At 32.4% G+C, this 20,902-nt stretch carries 22 protein-coding genes; 14 read left to right on the top strand and 8 right to left on the bottom strand.

The genetic code is table 11. From position 1 onward, the window contains the following. Window positions 1-27 precede the first annotated feature (27 nt). The 4 genes from NEF87_RS10270 (at window position 28) to NEF87_RS10285 (ending at window position 2,757) form a co-directional block, all read left to right on the top strand. Window positions 28-573 carry a pyruvoyl-dependent arginine decarboxylase gene (locus NEF87_RS10270; RefSeq protein WP_457919725.1) on the top strand — a complete coding sequence of 182 codons (546 nt, stop codon included), beginning with the start codon at window positions 28-30 and terminating at the stop codon, window positions 571-573. Between the two features lie 30 nt (window positions 574-603). Beyond that, on the top strand, window positions 604-1,608 hold the full coding sequence (locus NEF87_RS10275) for a deoxyhypusine synthase family protein (RefSeq protein WP_457919726.1): 1,005 nt from the start codon (window positions 604-606) through the stop codon (window positions 1,606-1,608). 23 nt (window positions 1,609-1,631) lie between these two features. After that, window positions 1,632-1,769, top strand: a complete 138-nt coding sequence (locus tag NEF87_RS10280; protein ID WP_457919727.1) for a hypothetical protein — start codon at window positions 1,632-1,634, stop codon at window positions 1,767-1,769. Between the two features lie 253 nt (window positions 1,770-2,022). After that, the gene (locus tag NEF87_RS10285; protein ID WP_457919728.1) at window positions 2,023-2,757 is read left to right on the top strand and encodes a hypothetical protein; all 735 of its coding nucleotides are present in this window, start codon (window positions 2,023-2,025) and stop codon (window positions 2,755-2,757) included. Between the two features lie 47 nt (window positions 2,758-2,804). On the opposite strand, the gene NEF87_RS10290 is transcribed toward NEF87_RS10285, so the two are convergent. Together NEF87_RS10290 and NEF87_RS10295 are read right to left on the bottom strand one after the other, a co-directional pair. Continuing rightward, complete coding sequence (locus NEF87_RS10290; protein WP_457919729.1) at window positions 2,805-4,412, bottom strand: hypothetical protein; 1,608 nt, start codon at window positions 4,410-4,412, stop codon at window positions 2,805-2,807. 222 nt (window positions 4,413-4,634) lie between these two features. Further along, a complete protein-coding gene (locus tag NEF87_RS10295) occupies window positions 4,635-4,874 on the bottom strand; it encodes an LSM domain-containing protein (RefSeq protein WP_371806456.1) in 240 nt (79 codons plus the stop codon). A gap of 128 nt (window positions 4,875-5,002) precedes the next feature. Here NEF87_RS10295 and NEF87_RS10300 point away from each other — a divergent pair, with 128 nt between their 5' ends. After that, a complete protein-coding gene (locus NEF87_RS10300; RefSeq protein ID WP_457919730.1) occupies window positions 5,003-5,638 on the top strand; it encodes a class I SAM-dependent methyltransferase in 636 nt (211 codons plus the stop codon). Between the two features lie 26 nt (window positions 5,639-5,664). On the opposite strand, the gene NEF87_RS10305 is transcribed toward NEF87_RS10300, so the two are convergent. The 3 genes from NEF87_RS10305 to NEF87_RS10315 all read right to left on the bottom strand — a co-directional run bounded on the left by NEF87_RS10305 (window position 5,665) and on the right by NEF87_RS10315 (window position 7,559). Further along, window positions 5,665-6,579 carry an RIO1 family regulatory kinase/ATPase domain-containing protein gene (locus NEF87_RS10305; protein ID WP_457919731.1) on the bottom strand — a complete coding sequence of 305 codons (915 nt, stop codon included), beginning with the start codon at window positions 6,577-6,579 and terminating at the stop codon, window positions 5,665-5,667. Window positions 6,580-6,659: 80 nt separating this feature from the next. Next, window positions 6,660-7,100, bottom strand: a complete 441-nt coding sequence (locus NEF87_RS10310; RefSeq protein WP_371806459.1) for a peptidylprolyl isomerase — start codon at window positions 7,098-7,100, stop codon at window positions 6,660-6,662. Window positions 7,101-7,241: 141 nt separating this feature from the next. Continuing rightward, window positions 7,242-7,559: a hypothetical protein gene (locus tag NEF87_RS10315; RefSeq protein WP_371806460.1), complete on the bottom strand. Its 318-nt coding sequence runs from the start codon at window positions 7,557-7,559 to the stop codon at window positions 7,242-7,244. A 221-nt stretch (window positions 7,560-7,780) separates the two neighbouring features. On the opposite strand from NEF87_RS10315, the gene NEF87_RS10320 reads away from it, so the two are divergent. After that, complete coding sequence (locus NEF87_RS10320) at window positions 7,781-10,207, top strand: clostripain-related cysteine peptidase (protein ID WP_457919732.1); 2,427 nt, start codon at window positions 7,781-7,783, stop codon at window positions 10,205-10,207. Between the two features lie 84 nt (window positions 10,208-10,291). On the opposite strand, the gene NEF87_RS10325 is transcribed toward NEF87_RS10320, so the two are convergent. Further along, the gene (locus NEF87_RS10325) at window positions 10,292-10,807 is read right to left on the bottom strand and encodes a transcription factor (protein ID WP_371806847.1); all 516 of its coding nucleotides are present in this window, start codon (window positions 10,805-10,807) and stop codon (window positions 10,292-10,294) included. Window positions 10,808-10,995: 188 nt separating this feature from the next. Between NEF87_RS10325 and NEF87_RS10330 the strand changes: the two genes are divergently transcribed. After that, window positions 10,996-11,796 (top strand): hypothetical protein, encoded by an 801-nt coding sequence (locus tag NEF87_RS10330; protein WP_371806462.1) that lies wholly within the window; start codon window positions 10,996-10,998, stop codon window positions 11,794-11,796. Between the two features lie 35 nt (window positions 11,797-11,831). Here NEF87_RS10330 and NEF87_RS10335 read toward each other — a convergent pair whose 3' ends face one another. Then, window positions 11,832-12,380, bottom strand: coding sequence for a Rab family GTPase (locus NEF87_RS10335; RefSeq protein WP_457919733.1), 549 nt, complete (start codon window positions 12,378-12,380; stop codon window positions 11,832-11,834). Window positions 12,381-12,572: 192 nt separating this feature from the next. Here NEF87_RS10335 and NEF87_RS10340 point away from each other — a divergent pair, with 192 nt between their 5' ends. The 6 genes from NEF87_RS10340 to NEF87_RS10365 all read left to right on the top strand — a co-directional run bounded on the left by NEF87_RS10340 (window position 12,573) and on the right by NEF87_RS10365 (window position 18,734). Further along, on the top strand, window positions 12,573-13,361 hold the full coding sequence (locus tag NEF87_RS10340) for a DJ-1/PfpI family protein (protein WP_457919734.1): 789 nt from the start codon (window positions 12,573-12,575) through the stop codon (window positions 13,359-13,361). Window positions 13,362-13,445: 84 nt separating this feature from the next. Then, window positions 13,446-14,495 carry an MBL fold metallo-hydrolase gene (locus NEF87_RS10345; protein ID WP_457919735.1) on the top strand — a complete coding sequence of 350 codons (1,050 nt, stop codon included), beginning with the start codon at window positions 13,446-13,448 and terminating at the stop codon, window positions 14,493-14,495. Window positions 14,496-14,554: 59 nt separating this feature from the next. Next, complete coding sequence (locus tag NEF87_RS10350; protein WP_457919736.1) at window positions 14,555-15,421, top strand: GNAT family N-acetyltransferase; 867 nt, start codon at window positions 14,555-14,557, stop codon at window positions 15,419-15,421. A 127-nt stretch (window positions 15,422-15,548) separates the two neighbouring features. Continuing rightward, a complete protein-coding gene (locus NEF87_RS10355) occupies window positions 15,549-17,654 on the top strand; it encodes a tetratricopeptide repeat protein (protein WP_457919737.1) in 2,106 nt (701 codons plus the stop codon). A gap of 127 nt (window positions 17,655-17,781) precedes the next feature. After that, window positions 17,782-18,189, top strand: a complete 408-nt coding sequence (locus NEF87_RS10360; RefSeq protein WP_371806468.1) for a hypothetical protein — start codon at window positions 17,782-17,784, stop codon at window positions 18,187-18,189. Window positions 18,190-18,566: 377 nt separating this feature from the next. After that, entirely contained in the window at window positions 18,567-18,734 is a 168-nt protein-coding gene (locus NEF87_RS10365) for a hypothetical protein (protein ID WP_457919738.1), read from the top strand. Window positions 18,735-18,810: 76 nt separating this feature from the next. Here the strand turns inward: NEF87_RS10365 and NEF87_RS10370 are convergent, their stop codons facing one another. Next, window positions 18,811-19,233 carry a hypothetical protein gene (locus NEF87_RS10370; protein WP_457919739.1) on the bottom strand — a complete coding sequence of 141 codons (423 nt, stop codon included), beginning with the start codon at window positions 19,231-19,233 and terminating at the stop codon, window positions 18,811-18,813. A gap of 111 nt (window positions 19,234-19,344) precedes the next feature. On the opposite strand from NEF87_RS10370, the gene NEF87_RS10375 reads away from it, so the two are divergent. Then, the gene (locus tag NEF87_RS10375) at window positions 19,345-20,622 is read left to right on the top strand and encodes an NAD-binding protein (protein WP_457919740.1); all 1,278 of its coding nucleotides are present in this window, start codon (window positions 19,345-19,347) and stop codon (window positions 20,620-20,622) included. Window positions 20,623-20,902: the final 280 nt, after the last annotated feature.

Below are 20,902 nucleotides of genomic sequence, written 5' to 3' on the forward strand. Positions count from 1 at the left end.
TTTTTTTACTAACAGGAGATTGAATAAATGATACCAAAATTTTTGTTTTTCACTAGAGGAGTTGGACGAAATAAAAAAGAACTCCAATCGTTTGAATCAGCATTGAGAGATGCAGGAATATCATTTTTGAATTTGGTTACAGTATCTTCGATATTTCCACCAAATTGCAAAGAAATTTCACGGGAAGAAGGGATGAAAAGGATAAAGCCAGGACAAATAACATTTTGTGTAATGGCTCGACATTCTTCAAATGAAAAAAATCGGCTCGTGTCTGCTTCGATTGGAGTCGCAAAACCAAGAGACGAAAATCACTATGGATACCTAAGTGAACATCATTCTTTCGGGCAAGATGAAGATACAGCAGGTAATTTTGCGGAAGACTTAGCAGCATCCATGTTAGCAAGCACTTTGGGAATTCCTTTTGATATTGATGCGAATTATGATGATAAACGGGAGATTTTTCACTTGAGTGACAAAATCATCGAAACCAAAAGCACAACCGCAACAGCAATTGTTGAAAAAGATGGTGAATACACCACCGTTATTGCTGCAGCAGTTTTTATCCTAGAATAATCAATAAAGATTAATAAATTGGAGAAAAAAATGACGAAACACCTGTTACGGTCAAAAGTAGAACCATTCGATCCTAAAAAAGTTAAAACTGTACAAGACGCGTTCGAAGCTTTATCACATACGTCTTTCCAAGGGCGAAATCTCGGAAAAGCATTGGATGTGATGTTCCAAATGGTGCAAGAAGAGTCATGTCTAAAAGTTCTGACTCTTTCGGGAGCAATGGTTCCAGCTGGAATGGAAGAAATTGTCTGCCAATTGATTGAACATCACATTATTGATGCTGTTGTCACAACAGGTGCAAACATTATTCATTCAATAGTAAATTCCTTTGATCCAACACCCGAACATCAAGCCCATTATATCGGAGCTGAAGGTGTTGATGATGCTGAATTGTATAAACACCGGATAAATCGAATTTATGATATTTTTTTACCCGAAGAGGGATATGGATATGCTGAAGATGGATTACTGCAAATAATTTCAGAAAAATTTAGTCCATCGATAAAACATGTTCTTACTCCTTCTGAACTCTTCGAATTTTTAGGGGAAAAACTACCCGGAAGAGGATTATTACAAGTAGCTTATCAAAATAAGACGCCAATATTTTGTGGAGCAACTTCCGATTCGGAGCTAGGTTTAAACTTGATGAAATACCGAAAACGCAACGATATTAATATCACCCTGGATGAGCTTAAGGATATCGAATATTTTGCAAACTTGATCAGGAAGCACGAACACTATGGCACAATAATTATAGGCGGAGGAGTTCCCCGCAATTGGGCACAACAAGTTTTCCCATATTTGGATCAAATGGATCAAGGTACGGGGGGAAAACAATACAATGGCTATCATTATAGTATAAGATTTCATACAGCAACACAATACGATGGTGGCCTCTCCGGATGTACGATTTCGGAAAGTATTTCATGGGGTAAATATGCAAAGAACGCGACACATCAAAGTGTTTGGGTTGATGCCACAATTGGATTTCCCTTAATTGTGACAGCACTTTTTCAGAAATTGGGATTGATTTGAAAAACGTGATGTGAGGTGAGAAGTTGCCAAAAAAATCAAGAAAAAATTGGGACTATGAAGCAAAAAAAAGAAGAATTAACCCCAAACATGTTCAAAAAAGAAAGGTTGATGACGATTTTGAAGATGGGGACGATCTATTTATAGATTATGATCATGATTGAATTTTTTGGAGTTTTTTTATATAATTTTTAAATGGAAGAACCCATTTACGGATTCAGAAGATAATGCATACCTTAGGATGATGTATTGAAATATTTTCAACTCAAAAAGACAATTCAGCAGAACAATTCGAGAATTGATTCAAGCATTCAAATAATCCCTACATTTTCAAAGAAATTTTTTGATGACAAAATATTTAAGGTCATTCTTTGTATATATCATAGCAACATTGAAAGCAAAAAAGGGGAAGGAAACATGGTAGCCGATAAATCAAAAAAAAATAGGGATGGTTCCAAGAATGATAAGGTGGATTTAAAAAAAGCCTTCACTATTCGTATCGAACAAAGCATTCTAGATAATTTGAAAAAAGCAAGCGATAATACTCGGTTACGTCAAGCGACTCAAGCACGGACTTATTTGCAGATGAGTCAATTTGTGGTCACCCAATCGAATTTAGGAATAGAAGCGTATGATAGATCTCCAATGGGATTATACCCCAAAAAAATCTGGGGAAACTTATTAGAAAGTCTGCCAGAGAATAAACAATTTGAAGTGGGAGATTCTTTGGGCATGATGATTTTGACCAACTGTGGAATTATGCAAATTGAAAGTTTAGAATCAAAAATGGATTTTCTAGCGGGATTGGGATGGTTTGATATTCGGATGTTTCCAGAGAGAGAAGAGACAAATCTCGTAAATTATTATGGAATTTTAGCCCACGATTGGCCAATTAATGTAGTTCATGCCCTTTTATTTCGGATTCTCACGCAACATGAGTTTCCTTCGAAACTAACAGTAAAAACAATCAAAAATTATTATGGAAAAACTGTTGAACAAATTCGATCCTTAAGCCGTCAAAAAAAAAATGCGGATATCTACAATACTCCAGAACCATTAATCCAGTATATCGAAACTTTAGATGGACGGGAGCAAAATTATTCACCCGATTGCAGTTTTTACATTTTTAATAAGCTAAAAACTGAAGGTTAAACTTCTTTACTAATTAATTGTTTTCATCAAATATTAGAGAAAAAAAATTAGTTCCAATATCGGCTGGCACGCTCATCTCGAATATGATATGGACTAGCGTGAAATAATTTTCCTTTAATAATCATATAAGTGATCCAAATTATAAATATGGTACACAGCGCCGAGAAAAATCCAGCAATAAGTCTTGCTACTAGCCCAGTTAGATCATTTATGATTAAACTAAATATCGTCGCATCGATTCCAATAAGGGTAACAATAAGAATAATTTTGAAATAAGGCGTTATTTTCTCCCTATTTTGCTCTCTAACCTTAGCATAATATCCAGTTCTAGATCGAATACGACTTTGCACTGGTTTCAAATCAGTTTCTTCAGTAGTTTTTCTTTTTGTCATTCCAAAAGTGGAATCTTTAGTTCTGATAAACTCATAACTATCCCTTACTTCATCTAATGCAATGTGCTTGATTCCATAAAATGCTAACAAATTCCATCCAATTGAAAAGGTTATTAAAAAGATCCGGACAGTTATATTGAGGGATATTGTTAATACAAAAATCATAAGTGCATCAAATGCAACAATTATCCACAGGAAAAATAAAGTGGCATCCATTATAGAATAAAAATGAATTTTTGTTTTCGGAGGAAATTTATGTTTTAATATGGGGCGAAGGATTGCATAAAGCCAAGTAATATTCCATAATATAATACAACTCAATATTATATAGTTAGGATCCTCAAATCCCCAAATTATATTCACCAATAACAACACTAAACCAAGCCCAAATAAAATCAAAGTACCTTGATCAGGAACAACTTTAAACAAGGTAATTCCATCATTTTGCTCAACTGGGAAAACAATCTCAAGAGATTTTTCTTTATGGCAATAAGGACAAGATGCTGATAAGAATTCTTCTTCTTTTCTAAAAACTTTTGGAACACATTCATAGCACACAAGTTTTTTGCACGTGTTACACAAAACAGATTTTGTTTCAAAGAGATCATCTGAACATGTTCCACATTTTGGAATTTCTCCATGTGCATAAAATTCAATGGGAACTTGGTGAGTATAGGTAATAAATTCTTCAATTCGATGAATTTTACTTTTTTCTGCTTTTTCTTCAGACGATTCTTCTTCAGATTTCTTTTTTGTGTCAAATAAACCACTCAAAAATGGATGAATCAAACCCCCCACGATGTTGAAGACAAAACCAAATAGAATTCCTTGATCCCAATCATTATTTAAATATAACATATATCCAATAATTGCTAAGCATCCTGCGTAAATCAAACCTAAAACTAAAGTTTTCAATATAAGTTTTGCGGGAGTGCCAGATTTCGTGTAAAATTTTTGTGCTTTGGTTTCCTCACTTGAAGGATCCTTATAAATTGTCATTTCTCCAGTGAGAAATCCTTTAAAATCCCGATATATGGACCATATTAAACCAAACCCCCAAATTGCCCCAATGATATAAGAATTACGGACACTAGCTTTAAATATAATTGCATATGCTAAAAATACAAAAACAATTAACCAAAGAACTGCAAAAAATAAATGCTTCACTCTCTCAGTTTCTGATAAGTTTTTTTTACCTTTTGATCGTTTAAAAAATTGAGATGCAGTTAAATTTTCTTCCTCTTCATGGTTTTCAAGAGTCATTTCATTTTTAAATTGAATTTTTATTATTTTAAATCTACTGTATTTATTTTCCACCAGATTTGTCTTTTATCTAAAAAAAACTCTCAGCATCCAGCAGTAAAGATTTTTAACAACAAGAGAGCAGATTATACCACTCAATTCTCTGATTATTAGAAAATGGCAAAAATATGAAAGTAAGAGTAATAAAATAAAAAATGAAAAGAATAAGAAGAGAGTTAACACTTAATTTGCTTCGGGCTCGATAAATAACACATTATTTCCACGGACAAATAGTTCTTCGAATTTTCCGGATTCTTCGTTATTGGTAAATTCAACAGCATTGGTTACGATGATATTCATAAAATTATCATATTCTTTTAAATTCCCAACATATCGGGTGCCATCTTTTAACCGAACAACAATTTCTTGACCGATACGTTTTTGCAAAGCACGCAATGGATTTCGTGAGTTATTATAAGCCATTATTAATTCTTCTCCCCTAGGGGTTGATATGGTCTAAATAAATGCTTCCATCCTTAAAACGTTTATAGGAAGAAAGTTTGTTTTTAATGGAAAGGAAGGTTCAAAAAAAATATAATCAGGGAAAAAAATTGGAGAAAACAAAAAAGCAAAAGATGAAAGAACGGTATAATTCGCTCAGTTATGTAGAAACTTATGATCGTCGGTATTATAATTTGCAATTTGAAAAATTTAACAATCTTACACAGGAATATCCCATAATAGGTGAAAACATATTAGACTTTGGAGCAGGAACTGGATTACTCTGGGATTTTCTTCAAAAAAACAACTATCAACAACACCATATATCACAATCGCCAGATCCTATTCGTATTGTAGGAATAGATCTTTCTCGAAGTATGCTAAACCGATTTTACCATAAGATAGAAAATCACCTTACATCATCCGAGGCAATAGTAAAGGGTACCCATTTAATTTGTTGTGATGGAGAAAACTTACCCTTTAGATCAGCTTGCTTTTCGAATGTGTTCGCTCTTACAACTTTACAAAACTTACCCCATCTTGCTCAAGGGTTAAAAGAAATGCAACGAATTAGTAAAAATAACGGAATTCAAAGAATTAGCTATCTTCGAAAATCAATCGAAAAAGAAGAATTAGAGCGCCATTTATCTGCAAAATTTGAGGAAGTCCAAGAAATTAAACCACATTCACCAGAAAAAATAGAATATTCTGAAGATTGGCTATTCATTGCCAAGAAGAAAGAGTAGATTTAGATATAACGCAAAATTTTGATTTAATATTTTTCTAACTGTGATCGTTCAGAACCAAACATTCTATCAAGAAATTCATCTACATCAAAGGTAACTTCATAATTTTTCAAGAAAAAGTGCTGAATATTTTGCAGATCTCGCGCCAGATAAGAGAGAGCATTTGGATGGGTAGACTCTTCCCATTGAGGAAAATCGATCAATTGAACTTGTTCATCGGCAGCCATTACAATATTGAATTCACCTAAATCACAATGAATTAAGTGGGCTTCGGTAAATAAAGCTTCAACAATGCGCAAAATTTGATTGACTACATCCATAGGGTCCGTTAACGGAGGGATCAAGCTTAAATCATTGCCATCGATCAATTCCATAACCACGATATGCCGGTTTTGGCCAAGAGCTTTTGGAACATTCAAATTTAAAGGTTCAATTCGTTTCAATGCTTCATATTCGCTTTCAGCAGATAGGCGACTTACGTATAACCAAGAAATATGACGACGATTTTTCACATAATTGCGAAGTTTCCTTACTTTACGAAAACTTGTTTGACCAATACGATGAATTTTTAGAGCCACATCGTTTCCATCGGGAGTTTTTCCAAAAAAAACATCCGATTCTTTTCCCCGCCCGATAGCGTCACCTACGGCAACTACAATATTTTTTTCAACGAGTGCATTTAGTGCCAAAACATCGTAAGATTCAGAAATTAGTTGATAACCGATATATCCCAACTGAGAACTTCTTTGTAAAATACCAATTTGATGAATTTTATCCAATCTAAATTGAGTTTCAGAACGATTAATTCGGGCATAAAAACTAATTTGTTCCACAGGGACAAATTGGAATCGGCGCATCCCCAATTCAATTCCAGTTAAAATACGAAGGTCTTCTTTATCCAATTCTCTTACAAGATTAGCAGCACGGAAAATTTGAGGCATTTTAAGAATAACTCCTTAGAATTTTAGAATTTGGTTTGGTTGTTTGAAGAAAAGTACAAAAAAGATAGAAATCAATGGGATCATTCAATTTGGGTGACTTTGGTCATTCGGTCGCCTTGTTTAATGGAAGTTATCAAATCAAGTCCTTCAACAACCTGTCCGAAAACTGTATGTTTACCGTCTAAATGGGCAGTGTGTTCGCGAGTTAAGACGATGAAAAATTGACTTCCACCTGTATCCTTGCCTGCATGCGCCATACTTAAAGCACCAGGTTTGTGGATCAGCGGATTTCCATCAGTTTCACATTTAATCTTCCAACCGGGACCACCAGTACCAGTTCCATTTGGACATCCTCCTTGAATTACAAATTGAGGAATTACTCGATGAAAAGTAAGACCATCATAAAATCCCTTATTGATCAACTTCAAAAAGTTTGCGACAGTTCCAGGGGCATGTTCTGGGTACAATTCTATCATTAATGTGCCCTTATTTGTTTCCATTTTAACTTTAGGATTAACCATTTTTAACACCTACCCAAATGAATGGAAGATCACCAAAAAAACTTCTGACCATGAAATTAAATTGTTATATCATAGGGTTATGAAAAGGGAAGAAAAAAGTAAAGGCATGATATGATTTATTAAGAAGTATGAAAAAAGAAATTACATTCCACCCGAGTGACTGGTCACTAAATCCAATTCTGCAACCACCACATTCTGATCTCCAACAGATTGAGACGTTTGAGCCAAATCTTTGAACAGATCCCCTTTTCGAATGGTTTTCCCCGAATTAAAAATTTGGTGCTGATCATACAGCTGTGAAAGTTGTTGACTCTCTAATGGTCGACCCGTATTCGTTAAAGTTTGAATCGCTTCAGAAAAAATTCTATCAATGCTCATATCAGGGTTACTGATTTTAACAAAGAACGGTTTGTTTGATAAAGCTGTATTAATCTTGACTACATAATTTTCTTCTGACATTTTAAATCCCTAATTAGTAATTAGTAAGAATTGCTATATATTATCTTTTGAAATTGCACCTTTAAAAAGTCAATGAAAAAATGAACTAATGGATTTAAGTTCATCGAAATTAGAAATTTATTGTATTTCTTCTTCCTTTTTATAAAAAAACTCTGAACTTTTGGGCATAAGACTAAGGGGTTACAAAAAATCATAAATTGTCTATTCTTATATATCTTAAGATGAAAAAGATTTTTTACATTAGAATGATTTTCTTTGCATGCATTTTACTCCCATTCTTTATAGTAACAAATAGTCCATCAATCTTTGATGAACAACAAGAATTGACACCGTTATCACATTCAGAATCAAACGAATGGACTTATCTCATATACCTTTGTGGTGATAATGATCTCGATCCTGAAGCGGTAGAAGATCTAAATGAAATGGAGAAGGGTTTCGTGAATGGTGCAAAAATAAACATTTTAGTTTTATGGGATCGTTATGAACAACCCGCAAATTTATATCTTATATCTAATGATTATGATCAATTTCATTTTACAACTGTCGCCTTAAATTACCCTACAGAATGGAAATCTGAGCCTAATATGGGAGATAATACCACATTGCAACAATTTATTCAATATGCGGAGATTAACTATCCAGCAAATCATTGGGGGTTCAATTTTTGGGATCATGGAGCAGGTCAATATGGTGTCTGTTTTGATGATTCTACCATAAATGAAACCGATGATACAAGTGAAGCTGATGGTTTGGAAATTGAAGAAATTCTCCCAGTATTCGAAAATTCAGGAATTCAAAAATGGGATTTGATTTCATTTGATTGTTGTTTAATGAATTTAGTAGAATGGGTTAATGAGTTTAAAGAATTTTGTGATTATTTTGTTGCATCTCAAGAAAGTATTCCAGGGCAAGGATTTGATTATGTTCAAATAGTACAAGGGTTAACTAATGGTTCCGTTCTCACAGGCTTGGATTTAGGACATTTAATTGTAAATAGTTACTATTCTTATTATACTTCCTTAAGCTCTCAAGTAGGCTACAATTTTCCAACAACAATTACTTTAATCTCTATGGCAGAAATTCAAAACTTGACTCAAGCTTTTGGAACCTTTACAACAGGATTATTGAATGGTTTAACACCTAAAAGCAGAATTGAGTTGCAACAACTGCGAGAAATTGCTTTAGAAATGGATTATCCATTTTTGATTGATTTAGGACATTTCCTCACATTGATTCAAGAGACATCTTCAAACTCCACTTGGAGAAATAATGCTAAAAATGTATTAATTGCCTACGATCAGATGATTATTTCTTTCAAACAGACTAATATGAATAGCGCAACGGGCATGTCAATCTTCTTTCCGGGAACATATTCAGCGAGTATGATAGATTATTATGAACAGCGCTATGATTTCGCATTTATGACAAATTGGACTTCTTTCTTAAAAGAATATCACAGTATGGCACATTTAGGGATCCAGTGGAGTGGTTTAAAGATCATTGAAACTCAAAGTAGTAATGGCGATGGTAATTTGGATAGCGGAGAATCAGGTGATTTGATGGTTAATTTTACAAATATCGGGGATTTAACAATCATAAATCCTTGCTTTAAATTATATATTAAAAATACATCATTAGCGTCAAGTAATTCAGAATGTATGATTGATGGGGTTTTTAGTCCAGATTTAACCATTAACTTGTCATTTTCAGTCGATCTGTTTGAAATCGAATCAAATACAGAAATTGTATGTATTGTAGAAATTAATTTCGATTTAGTGAACTATACTGATATCGATTACAATACATCAATTTTTTTCCTTAGTGATTTTAATGGGACATATTTAACCGGAGAAACAACTCTAAATACCGCGTATAAATTTACCCAAAATACAACATTTGCAGGAATGATGACCAATATCGTATCAAGTTTCATTGTGGAGGTGAATTTAGCCGAATATAACTTTGTACTGAACACATTAAATCATTTCGATTCAAGTGATTTTGATCTTTTCTTATATGGAGAAACAGAAGAAGGTGATGTAGAATTAATAGATTCCATGGAAACCTTCAATAACCCCGAAGTATTAGGGTATGATGCATATTCAAATGAAACCGTTTGGATACAAATTAAATCTTATGCTGGAGAAGGATTATTTATTTTAGAGGTATTATCTGGAGATGGCTTTGAGTTCCATAAAGAACCAGGCAGTTGGTTGGGTTATCCAATCGAAGTTAGTTCCAGCACCATTTTCACAGATTCAATTAACGGTCCCGGTTTTGGAGGAGTAACGTATTATCTAATCTCTTTAAATGCTATTGCTGATATGCAAGCAGTCTTTGATTTACATGATAGTACTTCAGAAACAGGAGGAATGGCAGTATTTTATGGATATGCTGATGATTTTTTAGAATCTGAAAGTGAAACCTACCCTTTAACCCTCTATTATCAAAATGTTGGTATAAGAAAAGAATATGTTGTTTTAGTTGTTATGCCAATAAAGGGAGAAACTAAATACACCCTAAATATAACAATTTCAAAACAATTAATCGCTCCAATTGGTCAAATATCAATAGCAACCATCGCAATAAGCATTCTAATTCTGAAATTACGAAATCGTTCCAAAAAACAAGAACAACCTTGTTAGATTGAATACTTTTATTATTTTTCTTTAAGTATAATAACTTGAAATGAAGGAGAAGCCATAAAAAAGAAATGTTATTCTATTTTTTTAATTCTGACGTAATTGCACAACCGTATCTTTGAGATGTTTAACTTTTTCAACATTTCTATCTTCTTCCAAGATTCCGCCAGCACACTCAGGACATTGAAAATTTAATTCCATCGCATCAATGAAGATATAACGTTGGGAACATCCATTATTACAATGGAAGAAATAATTTTGATCTTCATATTTCATTCGGATTTCAAGTTTTTCAATCACTTCATTACCACGCTCTTTAATTAAGATAGGAAGATAATCAAAATTTTCATTCCAATAATAGACAAACCACCCACTTCGTTTATCTCTGACCCGACGGAATATAGTCAATTTATTTTCATTTAAAATATAAAGAATTTTTCGCACTATATTTAATTTAATTTTGGTCAATTCTGCAATTTTTTCGTCAGTAGTTTCATCATCAGCGGTGAGCAAAACCTTGGCAATTTTGATAGCTTCTTGATTTCCAAAATCTTTTAGTACTTGTTTGAGTGTAGAACTGAGTTCTTTTTTTTCTGTGGGAATTCTATGGACACCTCAATAAAAAATAGTAAGTATTTAAAGATCACATTCGTAAAAAATTTTATTATAATTTGCTTTTTTCACCACTTTTTGCTATTTAAATTTTATTAAACTAAATCTTTAAGCACTCAACAATTACGTAAGATATATAGGAATTCCTACGCTTCCAAGATTATAGGTGTAATATAACAATGACTCATTACTTAATGAAAATAGTTGAAAATCCAAAACCAAAGGATCCAGTGAAAGATGCCCCCGATGTACATAAGCATTTTACTCGTTATTCAAAAGGAATGTTTGACGGCCCCGTATTTAAAGTATCTCAAACAAAAACAAAAATTTCTATTTGGTGTTCATATGAATATGAAGATGTAGCAACCAAAATTGCGTTAAAATTAATTCCTGAAGATGAAATAATGGTGAAGGGAAATATCATTGGGGCCATGGATTTTAAACCTTTGATAGAAAAAATAGGATTTTCAAAAGCTTGGTATCCAGTGAAGAGTAAAGGGAAAGCTGTGAACTATTCCGCCATAAATAAAACAAACGTTCCAGTTGCCAAAGAGATGTTAGTGGCTTTAGAAGAAAAAGGAACACCGTATGTTTATAATTTATTATCCTTTGCATCGAAAGATAAAACGGTAGATCTTAAAACGAAAATGAAGCCTCCACGGCCATCAAGTAAAAATCCCGACGAAACTAGTCCCGGAGGTAAAATAAAGTTCTGCACATTAAAAATTCCAAACACTCCAGAGAATTTAGATTTAGTTCTTGATATGGTGGCTAAAGATTTCAAGGATGAAATCCCCCCAAAGTGGAAATCAATAACTATTTCAAATAGTTATGAAATTACAGATCTTGAATTTCCTCCAAAGGATAAAAACCTAAATTCACGATTATTCCGCTTACATACTCTTCGAAAAGGAAAATTAAACCGCATCGCTGAAATCGATAAAAATAGTGTTACTAATACAATTGAATTCACTGCTTAAGCAATAAAGTTCAATTTTTTATTTTTTTAACAAATTTATGCTGTCATTGAAGAATCCAAAGTCACTATTTGTAATTTCTCGAATAATTCGTTAAGCCCTTTCCCTGATTTTGCTGAAACAAATAAATGATCAATAAAACAATCATTATTCAAAAATTGAGATTTTATCTCTTCCCAATATGATTGGAATTCCAAAATAGTATCACTTTCTACTAAATCTGCTTTAGTTCCAGCAATTATAATCGGTATTCGAGGATTTTCATTCTGTAATAATTTATGCCAAGTAGTAATATTGTCGAAGGTTTGAAAACGACTTAAATCATATAAAATGATAGCAGCTTTAGTTCCTTTTATATATGCATCATGAATAAAATGAAATCTTTGCTGACCCCCTAAATCAAAAGCTAAAAAAGCAGAATTATCTTCATCCTCTTCATTTTCCTCAAAGGGGACACACGCAAAGTCTACACCAATTGTCATTTCTGATGAATCATCAAAATTTTTATGACATTTTGCCCGAATGAGTGATGTCTTTCCTACACCCCCATCCCCGAGGATTGCAATTTTGAATGTTCGAGTCTTCATATGGAGCCAAGTTAAATTGATTTATTGAAAAAACAAGTACTTCTAATTAAATTTCGATTTTTCTGTAAATAATTGTTTCTGTTCAATCGATTGGTGACAGATTTGTTACATATGGGATGTATTCAAGAAAAAATGAATGAAAAAAGGAACAGCTTAAGATTATTTAAATAAGATTTTTATCAGAATAAAAGCATGGGTAGAATAAAAATTAAGAAAGTGATTATTTTGTCCTTGACAATAACGTTATTTTTGAATTTTAATTTTGCTGGGGCAGAATCTCAAGCCGATGATAAGGAAAATATAGAGTATCCAGAATATTCCGCACTAATTCTTCTTGGAACGGGCTATGGTTGGAATTTTTATGATATAAAAGATATTTTAGAATCTTGGAATTGGAGTATAACTACGGCGAGTTTTTCAACAACTGTAAGCGGATGCTTTAACAGGGAAAGTCGGAGTGAAACATGTAATTTAACTATACCAAGTATTTCAAAAAGTTCTCTCAGACAATATGATTGTTTAATCGTACCAAGTGGAGGACATTGGGAAGGATTATCAAGCTCATCAACAGTTCAAGATTTAATTCGCGCAGCAGATAATCGCGGATTAGTTCTTATGACAATTTGCATAGGTCAAGCAGTTTTAGCAAATGCGCATAATGTACTACGAGGGAAGGATGTGGCACTATTTGGAGGCAGTTATGCAATGGTTACAGAAGCAGGCGCAGACACAGTCACAGAACGAGTAGTGACCGATGGACGCATTGTTACTGGAGGGGGAGGAGGAGGACGGAACGGAGGAGGCTATACTCGAGCGCCAACCAATGAAACGTGTCTAGCAATGAGAGAGGCTATTTATAATTATAAATTAACCATGAAACGAATAACTATAGGTAGTGCAATTGGAATTCCAATTTTGCTATCTGGACTTGGATATTTCATTTATTTGATTAAGTCCAACAAAATTTCTTTGAAGAAATAACTGAATTTTTTTTTTATTGTTTTTAAAACCAAAAATGGTAAATGGGTTTTCAATTTCTTATTATTAAGGATTCGAAAACGGAATATGTCGCGAGAATCGAAAAAAAACCGCATTAATCATTTTGGAAAAATCATTAAGGATCCCGATTTCATCATCTTTCGCCCAAATAATCATTATCGAATTAATTCTAACGTGATCTTAATCAAAACGGATGATGAAATGGCGTTATTGGAAAGTGGAAAAAAAGATAACCCCTCAATCCATAAATTAATTCATACTCTGAATAAAGAGCGAATACCATTAAAAACAGTTAAATATCTCTTGATTTCACACGCCCATCAAGATCATTATGCAAACATTCGCCAAGTTCAACAAAATTTTCACCATATCAACACTTATTGCCATGAAAAAGATGCCCGAGTAATTCGTCTTCCATTTTTGCTCCCAAAAACATGGAAGGAAGGATTGCACTACAACAACTGTAAAAAATCGACAATTAATCTATACGCTTTTTACTATTCAGTATTCAGTAATGTATATTTTCAAAGTATTCAATTTCCTAATCGAATCGATGGCACTTTTAAGCACGATATAAGATTGAGGTTGGGAAATGAGAAAATAAATATTTTACACACTCCTGGACATACTGAAGGTCATATTTCAGTTTTAGATAGTAGAAAGAATCTCTATTTGGCAGATTTTGTTCCAAATACCCCATGGATCGATCCCAATCCTTTTTCTCTTAATGCGATGATTCATTCAATTAAAAAAATAATATCTTTCGATTCTACCCAAATTCATCGAGCAATTCGAGGACATGGAGATATTCGGAGAGAACAACCAAATGAATGGGAAATTTCTAATTGGTGGGATGAAAAAGCCAGATTTAGAAAATTTTTAGAAACGATCAATTCTACCTTGGATTTAATCCCAACAAAACTTCAAGGAAAAAATATGAATGTGTATCAAATTACAAACTTATTTAATGAAAAATTTCATCGATATAGCGCAATAATGCGTCGATTTTTTATCCCACCTGCAGTTACATGGGGTATAGCGTACACTTTGAAGCTTCACCAAGAAGGAAAAGTAAGTTTAGTAAAACAAAAGAGCAAATTTTTGTGGACTGCTTAAACGTTCGATATTATGAATGATTATGAAATGTTTATAAAATCAGATTCATTTAGGATATTATGGATTTTCGCACTTTAGATACTATATCTGTAGAACAAATTTTAGAAGCCCATAATGATGCTTTCTCAGAATATGAGGTTCCAATGGAATTTCCGATTGAAAGATTTGAACAAATTAATAAATTGCGTGGTGTAAACTACAATTTATCAATTGGTGCTTTTGAGGATCAAAAACTTGTCGGGTTCATTCTTAATGGCGTTGGAGAATGGAATGGAGTTCTTACTGCATATGATTGTGGAACTGGAGTAATTCAAGGAAAACAAGGAAAAGGAATAGGAGGAGAGATGTTTAAACATTTAACACCTATCTTGATCCAAAATAAAGTACGTCAATATCTTTTGGAAGTTATGAAAGGCAATGAACCTGCAATTAGACTATACAAAGGTAAAGGATTTGAAGTGATTCGACATTTTGATTGTATTATTGCAGAAAAGGAAAAAATAAAATTCAACATCCCGGATTCAGACTTTTTAAAGAAATTAAATTTCTCAATTATAACAAATCCTGATTGGAAATTATTAAAAACTTTCTGGGATGTCACTCCTTCATGGCAAAATTCTATAGACTCAATAGAGAGACTTCCAAATAGTTTCAAAATTATGACAGTTTCCCTTTCAACTGAAATTATTGGTTATGGAGTTATTGAACCCCGATCAGGTGGCATTCTTCAAATAGCAATAGCACCAACCCATCGGAAGAAGAAAGTTGGATCAAAATTATTACAGAAATTGATTGAACTTTCCCCCAACACTCCTCGAATCCATTTAATTAACCTCGATGAAAGTTCAAAATGCTCAAAATACTTCTTCACTCAAATGGGTTTTGAAAGTTTTTCCCCTCAATTTGAAATGTCACTTAATTTTTAAACAAACCTCGATTTATATTTTTTCATCTGTTTTTTAGAAAAAACTTCCGACTGAATAATACGAAATATATTTAGGATTTCAGATTAATACATTAATCTGAGAAGGGGAATTGAGGAGAAGGATCAATATGCTTTCTAAGAAAAAATTTTCTGATTTTATTGAAAAAGCTAAAAATTTGCATGAAACAGAACCCATTGATGAAGTAAAATTTCTTCAAGAAATTCTACAACAAAAGAGCCTTTCTCCTGAACAAAAAATCATTTGTAATTTACAACTTGCATACGGTTTTTTGGTATTATCTCGAGTAAAAGAATCTGATTTATTATATAGAAAGATGTTACAGGAAACTTTGACTATTAACAATAAAGAACTTTATGCTGATGCGTTAGAAGGTGTAGGAAATGTCTGTATAGATACAGGCCATTTAGATGAAGGAAAAAAAAAATTAAAAGAAGCAATTGGAATATACCAAAATCTGAAATTAGCTGAAAAAGAATCGAAAGCCTCCAACACTTTAGCTGTTTTATACTATCAAAAAAGTGAATATGAGAAAGCGATTCACTGGTACAATAGATCATTGGATTTAACGGAAAATAAAGAGTCAGCAAGATACGTTAATGCCTTAGGAAATTCTGGATTAATTTACCATTCTCGTGGAGATATGGCCAAAGCAATTGAGGTCTACGAACAAGCCGTAGCAATTTCCAAAAAAAATGATTATTATTTTGCCAGAATGATTTTTCAAGAGAATTTAGGGGATTCATATCGTGAAATGGGAAAGTTTGAAAAAGCTAAAGAAAATTTCGAAGAAGCCTTACACTTTGCCGTAGAGCATAATGATGAAAAACACATTGGAACGATTTCAAGTGATTTCGCCAACTATTGGGTGGAACTTGGTCAATTTGAGACCGCTTTCACATATTTAAAATCAGCTTTAAAAAATCTTAAAAAAGTTAATTACCCTTTCGGTTTAATTGATGTTTATTACAGTTCAGCAAAATATTGGCTTGCTAAAGGCCAAATATTAGACTCAAAAAAAGATTTAGAAAAAGCATTAAAAATTACAAATGAAAATCAAGTATTGGAGTACAAATGTGATGTTTTAACGCTACTCGCAGAGATTCACGAATCTTTAGGAGATTTAAACAAATCATACGAATATTTGATGGAAGCAGATAATCTAGCCCGGGAGAGAGAATCAGAATTTGAACATGCCAATGTGTTGCTTCAACGGGCCCGAATCAATATTAATCACAATAATTTCAATGAAGCTATCATGTTTTTAAATGAAGTTTTATGGATTTCAAAGAAAACTCAAGATATATGCATGATTTCTGATGCAAGCTTGTTATTTGCTCAAATTTATTTAACGCAATACCACCAAAACAATAAAAAATACGTTTTTTTTGAGAAAGCAAATGATTATTTAAAACAAACTTTAAAAATGACAAAGGAAAAACAATTGCTCCCAAGATATTTGAAAGCTCTTGTAATTGAAGGTGTATTATTATCATCTCAAAATCAACATGATCAAGCAAATCAATCTTTACGTAAAGCCAAAGAAATTGCTGAAAAGATTGGTATGCACACAAAAATGCGTGAAATTCAAGAACGACTTTCCTTCATTGAACAAAGTTCAGCATATCCAAAAATTTCACCTCAACAACAAAGATTTACGTTATCCATAGCATTAGAAGATCTAAGGAAAGTGACTTCCTCATTCATTAAAAATATTTTAACCAAGAAAGATGTAGAAGAAACCTTTATTGTTACTTATAAAATTCATGAAAAAACGGGAACAATGATTAACGCGGTAGATAATTTAGATATTAATGATCCTCAGTGGTATAACATTGTAATGCAAATGGGGTTGCTGTATACGATTAACTTTGGCCAAGGGCATAAGTACCACAAAGGTTTTTTTGGTCCATTTCCATTTGGAGAAACATTTCTCCGGGCAATTGTTTATACAACCCAGTTAAAAGATACAACTCAAATATCTGAGAGAAATGAGGGAAATATATTCGTCATAATTTGCTATGTCTTTCCAAAAAGAATGAGCCCTCTTTTATATGATCGTGATAAATTGGAAACCATTTTTTTTAAAGAGTTTGAAAGCGTGAATGACGTCTCCCAGTTAGGTGCGATTTTTTTAAAAAAAGCACGTTTCAATATTTTTGAAAGTTTAACTCAAGATTTAAAGGAATCTATTGAAGATCATCAAAAATTCTAAAAAATTAAGAAGTTCATTATTATTAGTTTAGGATTCTTTTTCGATTTGCATATATTCAAATTTGTATTTTATTTACAGATATATAATATAGTATGATTTTGAGGAATATTAAGGAGATTATTAAATAATGATGGCCCCTTGCCCCCAATGTGAAAAAAATATTAACAAAAAATTGAACATCTGCCCTTTTTGTGAATTTGTAATTAGAAAGGAAAAAAATGCATTGCTTCCACTAATTTTCTCAATTTTTGGAGCAAGTATAGCAACTATTGCATTTTTTGGAGAAATGCTGAGTTTAAATAATTATGTAGCGATAACACTTGTTATATTAGGAAATGTTATGACTTTTTCATTTTATCGGCCAAAATTTAAAATTCCACATTTAGCATGCATTATTTGTAGTGGTATTTGTATGATCTATATGATAATTAATATGGAAATGTACTTCTTCTTGACGCTTTTTCTATTTTACGCTTTTATTGGAGTATGGTCTAATTTGAAAAGGAAAAATCTTGCAAAATACGCAAAACATTAAGAAAGTTATGCGCCTTTTATTCTTTTTTTTATTCTTTTTGACCCAAAACTAGTCTTCACCAGAAATCAACACATATTTGGATTTTTAACTCATTTCACAAGTTTTTGAATAGGTTTAAAATAATATTTAAATGAAGTTTCTAAGGTATCTAAAAAATAAATGAAATACCACAATTTTCTAATTTAGTGTGAATACTACATTCAAGACTTATTAATTCATAAAATATTTTATAATTCATATTCAAATAATTCTAAGATATATTATATCTTTTTCAAGATTATTATAAATGATAAACACATTTACATGCCACTAATCGAGTCTTAGCCCAATTTTATAATTTCAAAATATTTTTATAGACTGATAACTAAGTATTAACTATGTTTCCACAAATTCTTACCATGTATGAACATGCGTGTTTTGAAGCTTTTTCAAATAAAAAAGAAGAATTGGAAGAAGATTGCTTGAAATTTGAAAAAAAACCTACTGATTCTAAGTTTTCACCCCACATTCATACTTTCAAAACTCAAGTTCAATATCTAACTTAGACCCATTTATTGATAATGGCCGGTTCAACAATAAAAACGATAAAAAAGACAAAACAATTACTTCACGAATTCAAACTTAGGAATCCGAAATAATTGAGATGACTAAATGTATAATCCCCATTATTATATAACCCAATATTTCAATGAGATCCCGCACCAAAAAAATTTCCCAAAAACTAACATTTCCACTTCTAAGAATTCCGGCAATTGCTGAAAGAATTATAAGCCCCAAAAGAGATAAACCGATGATATACAAATACCGAATATCATTCGTAAAGCCTAAAGTAATTAGAAATCCGATTCCCAATATAATAATGATGGCAAATAAATTTTTAGTTGGCCCATTTACATCTTTAACCATTGCGGGCTCTTGATAGCTTTCTTCTGAACCCCCAGATGCATATTCCCCAATTTCTTCTTGAGAACCTCCTTCATTAGTCGAACTCTGTGTTAAATGTGGTTCTACAAATCTTTGAGAGTCAGTGGACCATTTTTCCATAATTACATATTCGTCCAGTCATTTATAAGTATTGTGCAAGCAATAAGCCCTAAAACATATGGTACCATGAGTTGCCTTGAGATACTCTAGGGGGAGAAATAGATAGGTGAATTGTATAAAGATACATGTCGAACGGAAAAAATGAATTTTGGAGATAAACTCAATCGCTCCATATTTACATCAGGTTTTGATAATAAAATGCCACCTAATAAACACTTCATAACGTTTAAATTAAAAATAAAACAGATTAAGGTACCTCTACTTATCTGTTTCCTATTCTTTTTAATGGGTTTAATCTATTTTGCGATTACTGAATCGTCAACAGATATCAATACTCTATTACTCCTAATTTTTGGTATTATAGATCCTCAAACACCCTCAATGTTTTCGCAAATCTACACTATGCTATGGACCATAGTTATATCTCAAGTTATTATTGCCCTCATCCTAAGCAGTCTCATGGAAAAATATAATCCAATCACCACATGTCAAATTTATGCCCAAATTCAAAAAGATCATACTGTGATTATTAGTTATAATCATCTTGGAGAACGGATCTATCAAAATTTAAAATTTGCAGGAGAAGCATACTCCATCATTGACCAAAACACCGAAAATGTTGATGAATTAGTAAATAGTGGAGAACCAGTTGTAATTGGGGATCCTACTGAAAAAAACAACTTAATTCAAACAGGAATACTAAATTGTAAGAAAGCAATCATTTTATCTAACGATACAAGAGAAACCATTACGATAGCTTATCGAATAAGGAAGCTAAACCCCGATTGCGAAATATTTGCTCGAGTTTTTGAAAAAAAACTAGCACAATTCCTACAACGTGCACCGGTAAAAGCAACTATCTTTTCAACATCGGATTGGACGATCCAGGATATTGATCGATGGTCCAAATCAATCTATGGAACAGCACTTGTTATTGGAAATAATCATATGGGGCAAAAAATTGCAGAACTTATAGGTAATCGCCCAAAGCGTCAAGTTATTATGGTTGATCATTTTAAAGATGAAAAATATCCTAACAGGAAGGAACAATCGCAAATTTCAACTTTGAATACAGCCGATTGTACTCTGGAGTATCTCGAGAATAGTGTAGAATTACGAAAAGTAACCCAATGTTTTATTTGTTGGAATAATGAAGAAAAATTTACACGATCTTTAATCCTTTTGACAAATCTGGTTCAAAATTATGGATTTATAAAAGTTTATGTCAGAATTTTTGATAAGGAATTGTTTTCTTTGGTGAAAGAATTGGGAGGCATCCCGTTTTCAACATCACTGAACGCTGCTAATCATTTGAAAATATTAATGGAGAAAAAACACACCAAATCCGCATTTTTGAGGATCAATTCTTCAGAAATTCGATACTCATAATAAACTACAAAATACTCGCAATCCAATCTTCAAGGTAATTTTGCATTTTAAATACAAAATTGTGACTATAGAATAAAAAAGCACAATATCTTTATACTTTTTTTGGTAAGCGGATAATTTTTCTAGTATATCTGTTTACTTCATGCTACTGGCGGATAATTTTTCTAAAATACTTATATATGGGCCAACCTATATTTGTAATAGAGCAATCCTAAATTGGAAAGGCTCAAAATTATTCATAATTCCTAAAAACCAGGAGAGTGATATTAAGGTTTACAAA

It is taken from the genome of Candidatus Lokiarchaeum ossiferum (assembly GCA_025839675.1).
GTDB lineage: Archaea > Asgardarchaeota > Lokiarchaeia > Sigyniarchaeales > Promethearchaeaceae > Lokiarchaeum > Lokiarchaeum ossiferum.

Bases quoted from the DNA above. Each gene is read 5' to 3' on its own strand.
- NEF87_RS10270 (WP_457919725.1), top strand. From the start codon at position 28: ATGATACCAAAATTTTTGTTTTTCACTAGAGGAGTTGGACGAAATAAA.
- NEF87_RS10275 (WP_457919726.1), top strand. From the start codon at position 604: ATGACGAAACACCTGTTACGGTCAAAAGTAGAACCATTCGATCCTAAA.
- NEF87_RS10285 (WP_457919728.1), top strand. From the start codon at position 2,023: ATGGTAGCCGATAAATCAAAAAAAAATAGGGATGGTTCCAAGAATGAT.
- NEF87_RS10290 (WP_457919729.1), bottom strand. From the start codon at position 4,412: ATGACTCTTGAAAACCATGAAGAGGAAGAAAATTTAACTGCATCTCAA.
- NEF87_RS10295 (WP_371806456.1), bottom strand. From the start codon at position 4,874: ATGGCTTATAATAACTCACGAAATCCATTGCGTGCTTTGCAAAAACGT.
- NEF87_RS10305 (WP_457919731.1), bottom strand. From the start codon at position 6,579: ATGCCTCAAATTTTCCGTGCTGCTAATCTTGTAAGAGAATTGGATAAA.
- NEF87_RS10310 (WP_371806459.1), bottom strand. From the start codon at position 7,100: ATGGTTAATCCTAAAGTTAAAATGGAAACAAATAAGGGCACATTAATG.
- NEF87_RS10315 (WP_371806460.1), bottom strand. From the start codon at position 7,559: ATGTCAGAAGAAAATTATGTAGTCAAGATTAATACAGCTTTATCAAAC.
- NEF87_RS10320 (WP_457919732.1), top strand. From the start codon at position 7,781: ATGAAAAAGATTTTTTACATTAGAATGATTTTCTTTGCATGCATTTTA.
- NEF87_RS10330 (WP_371806462.1), top strand. From the start codon at position 10,996: ATGACTCATTACTTAATGAAAATAGTTGAAAATCCAAAACCAAAGGAT.
- NEF87_RS10335 (WP_457919733.1), bottom strand. From the start codon at position 12,380: ATGAAGACTCGAACATTCAAAATTGCAATCCTCGGGGATGGGGGTGTA.
- NEF87_RS10340 (WP_457919734.1), top strand. From the start codon at position 12,573: ATGGGTAGAATAAAAATTAAGAAAGTGATTATTTTGTCCTTGACAATA.
- NEF87_RS10345 (WP_457919735.1), top strand. From the start codon at position 13,446: ATGTCGCGAGAATCGAAAAAAAACCGCATTAATCATTTTGGAAAAATC.
- NEF87_RS10350 (WP_457919736.1), top strand. From the start codon at position 14,555: ATGGATTTTCGCACTTTAGATACTATATCTGTAGAACAAATTTTAGAA.
- NEF87_RS10355 (WP_457919737.1), top strand. From the start codon at position 15,549: ATGCTTTCTAAGAAAAAATTTTCTGATTTTATTGAAAAAGCTAAAAAT.
- NEF87_RS10360 (WP_371806468.1), top strand. From the start codon at position 17,782: ATGATGGCCCCTTGCCCCCAATGTGAAAAAAATATTAACAAAAAATTG.
- NEF87_RS10365 (WP_457919738.1), top strand. From the start codon at position 18,567: ATGTTTCCACAAATTCTTACCATGTATGAACATGCGTGTTTTGAAGCT.
- NEF87_RS10370 (WP_457919739.1), bottom strand. From the start codon at position 19,233: ATGGAAAAATGGTCCACTGACTCTCAAAGATTTGTAGAACCACATTTA.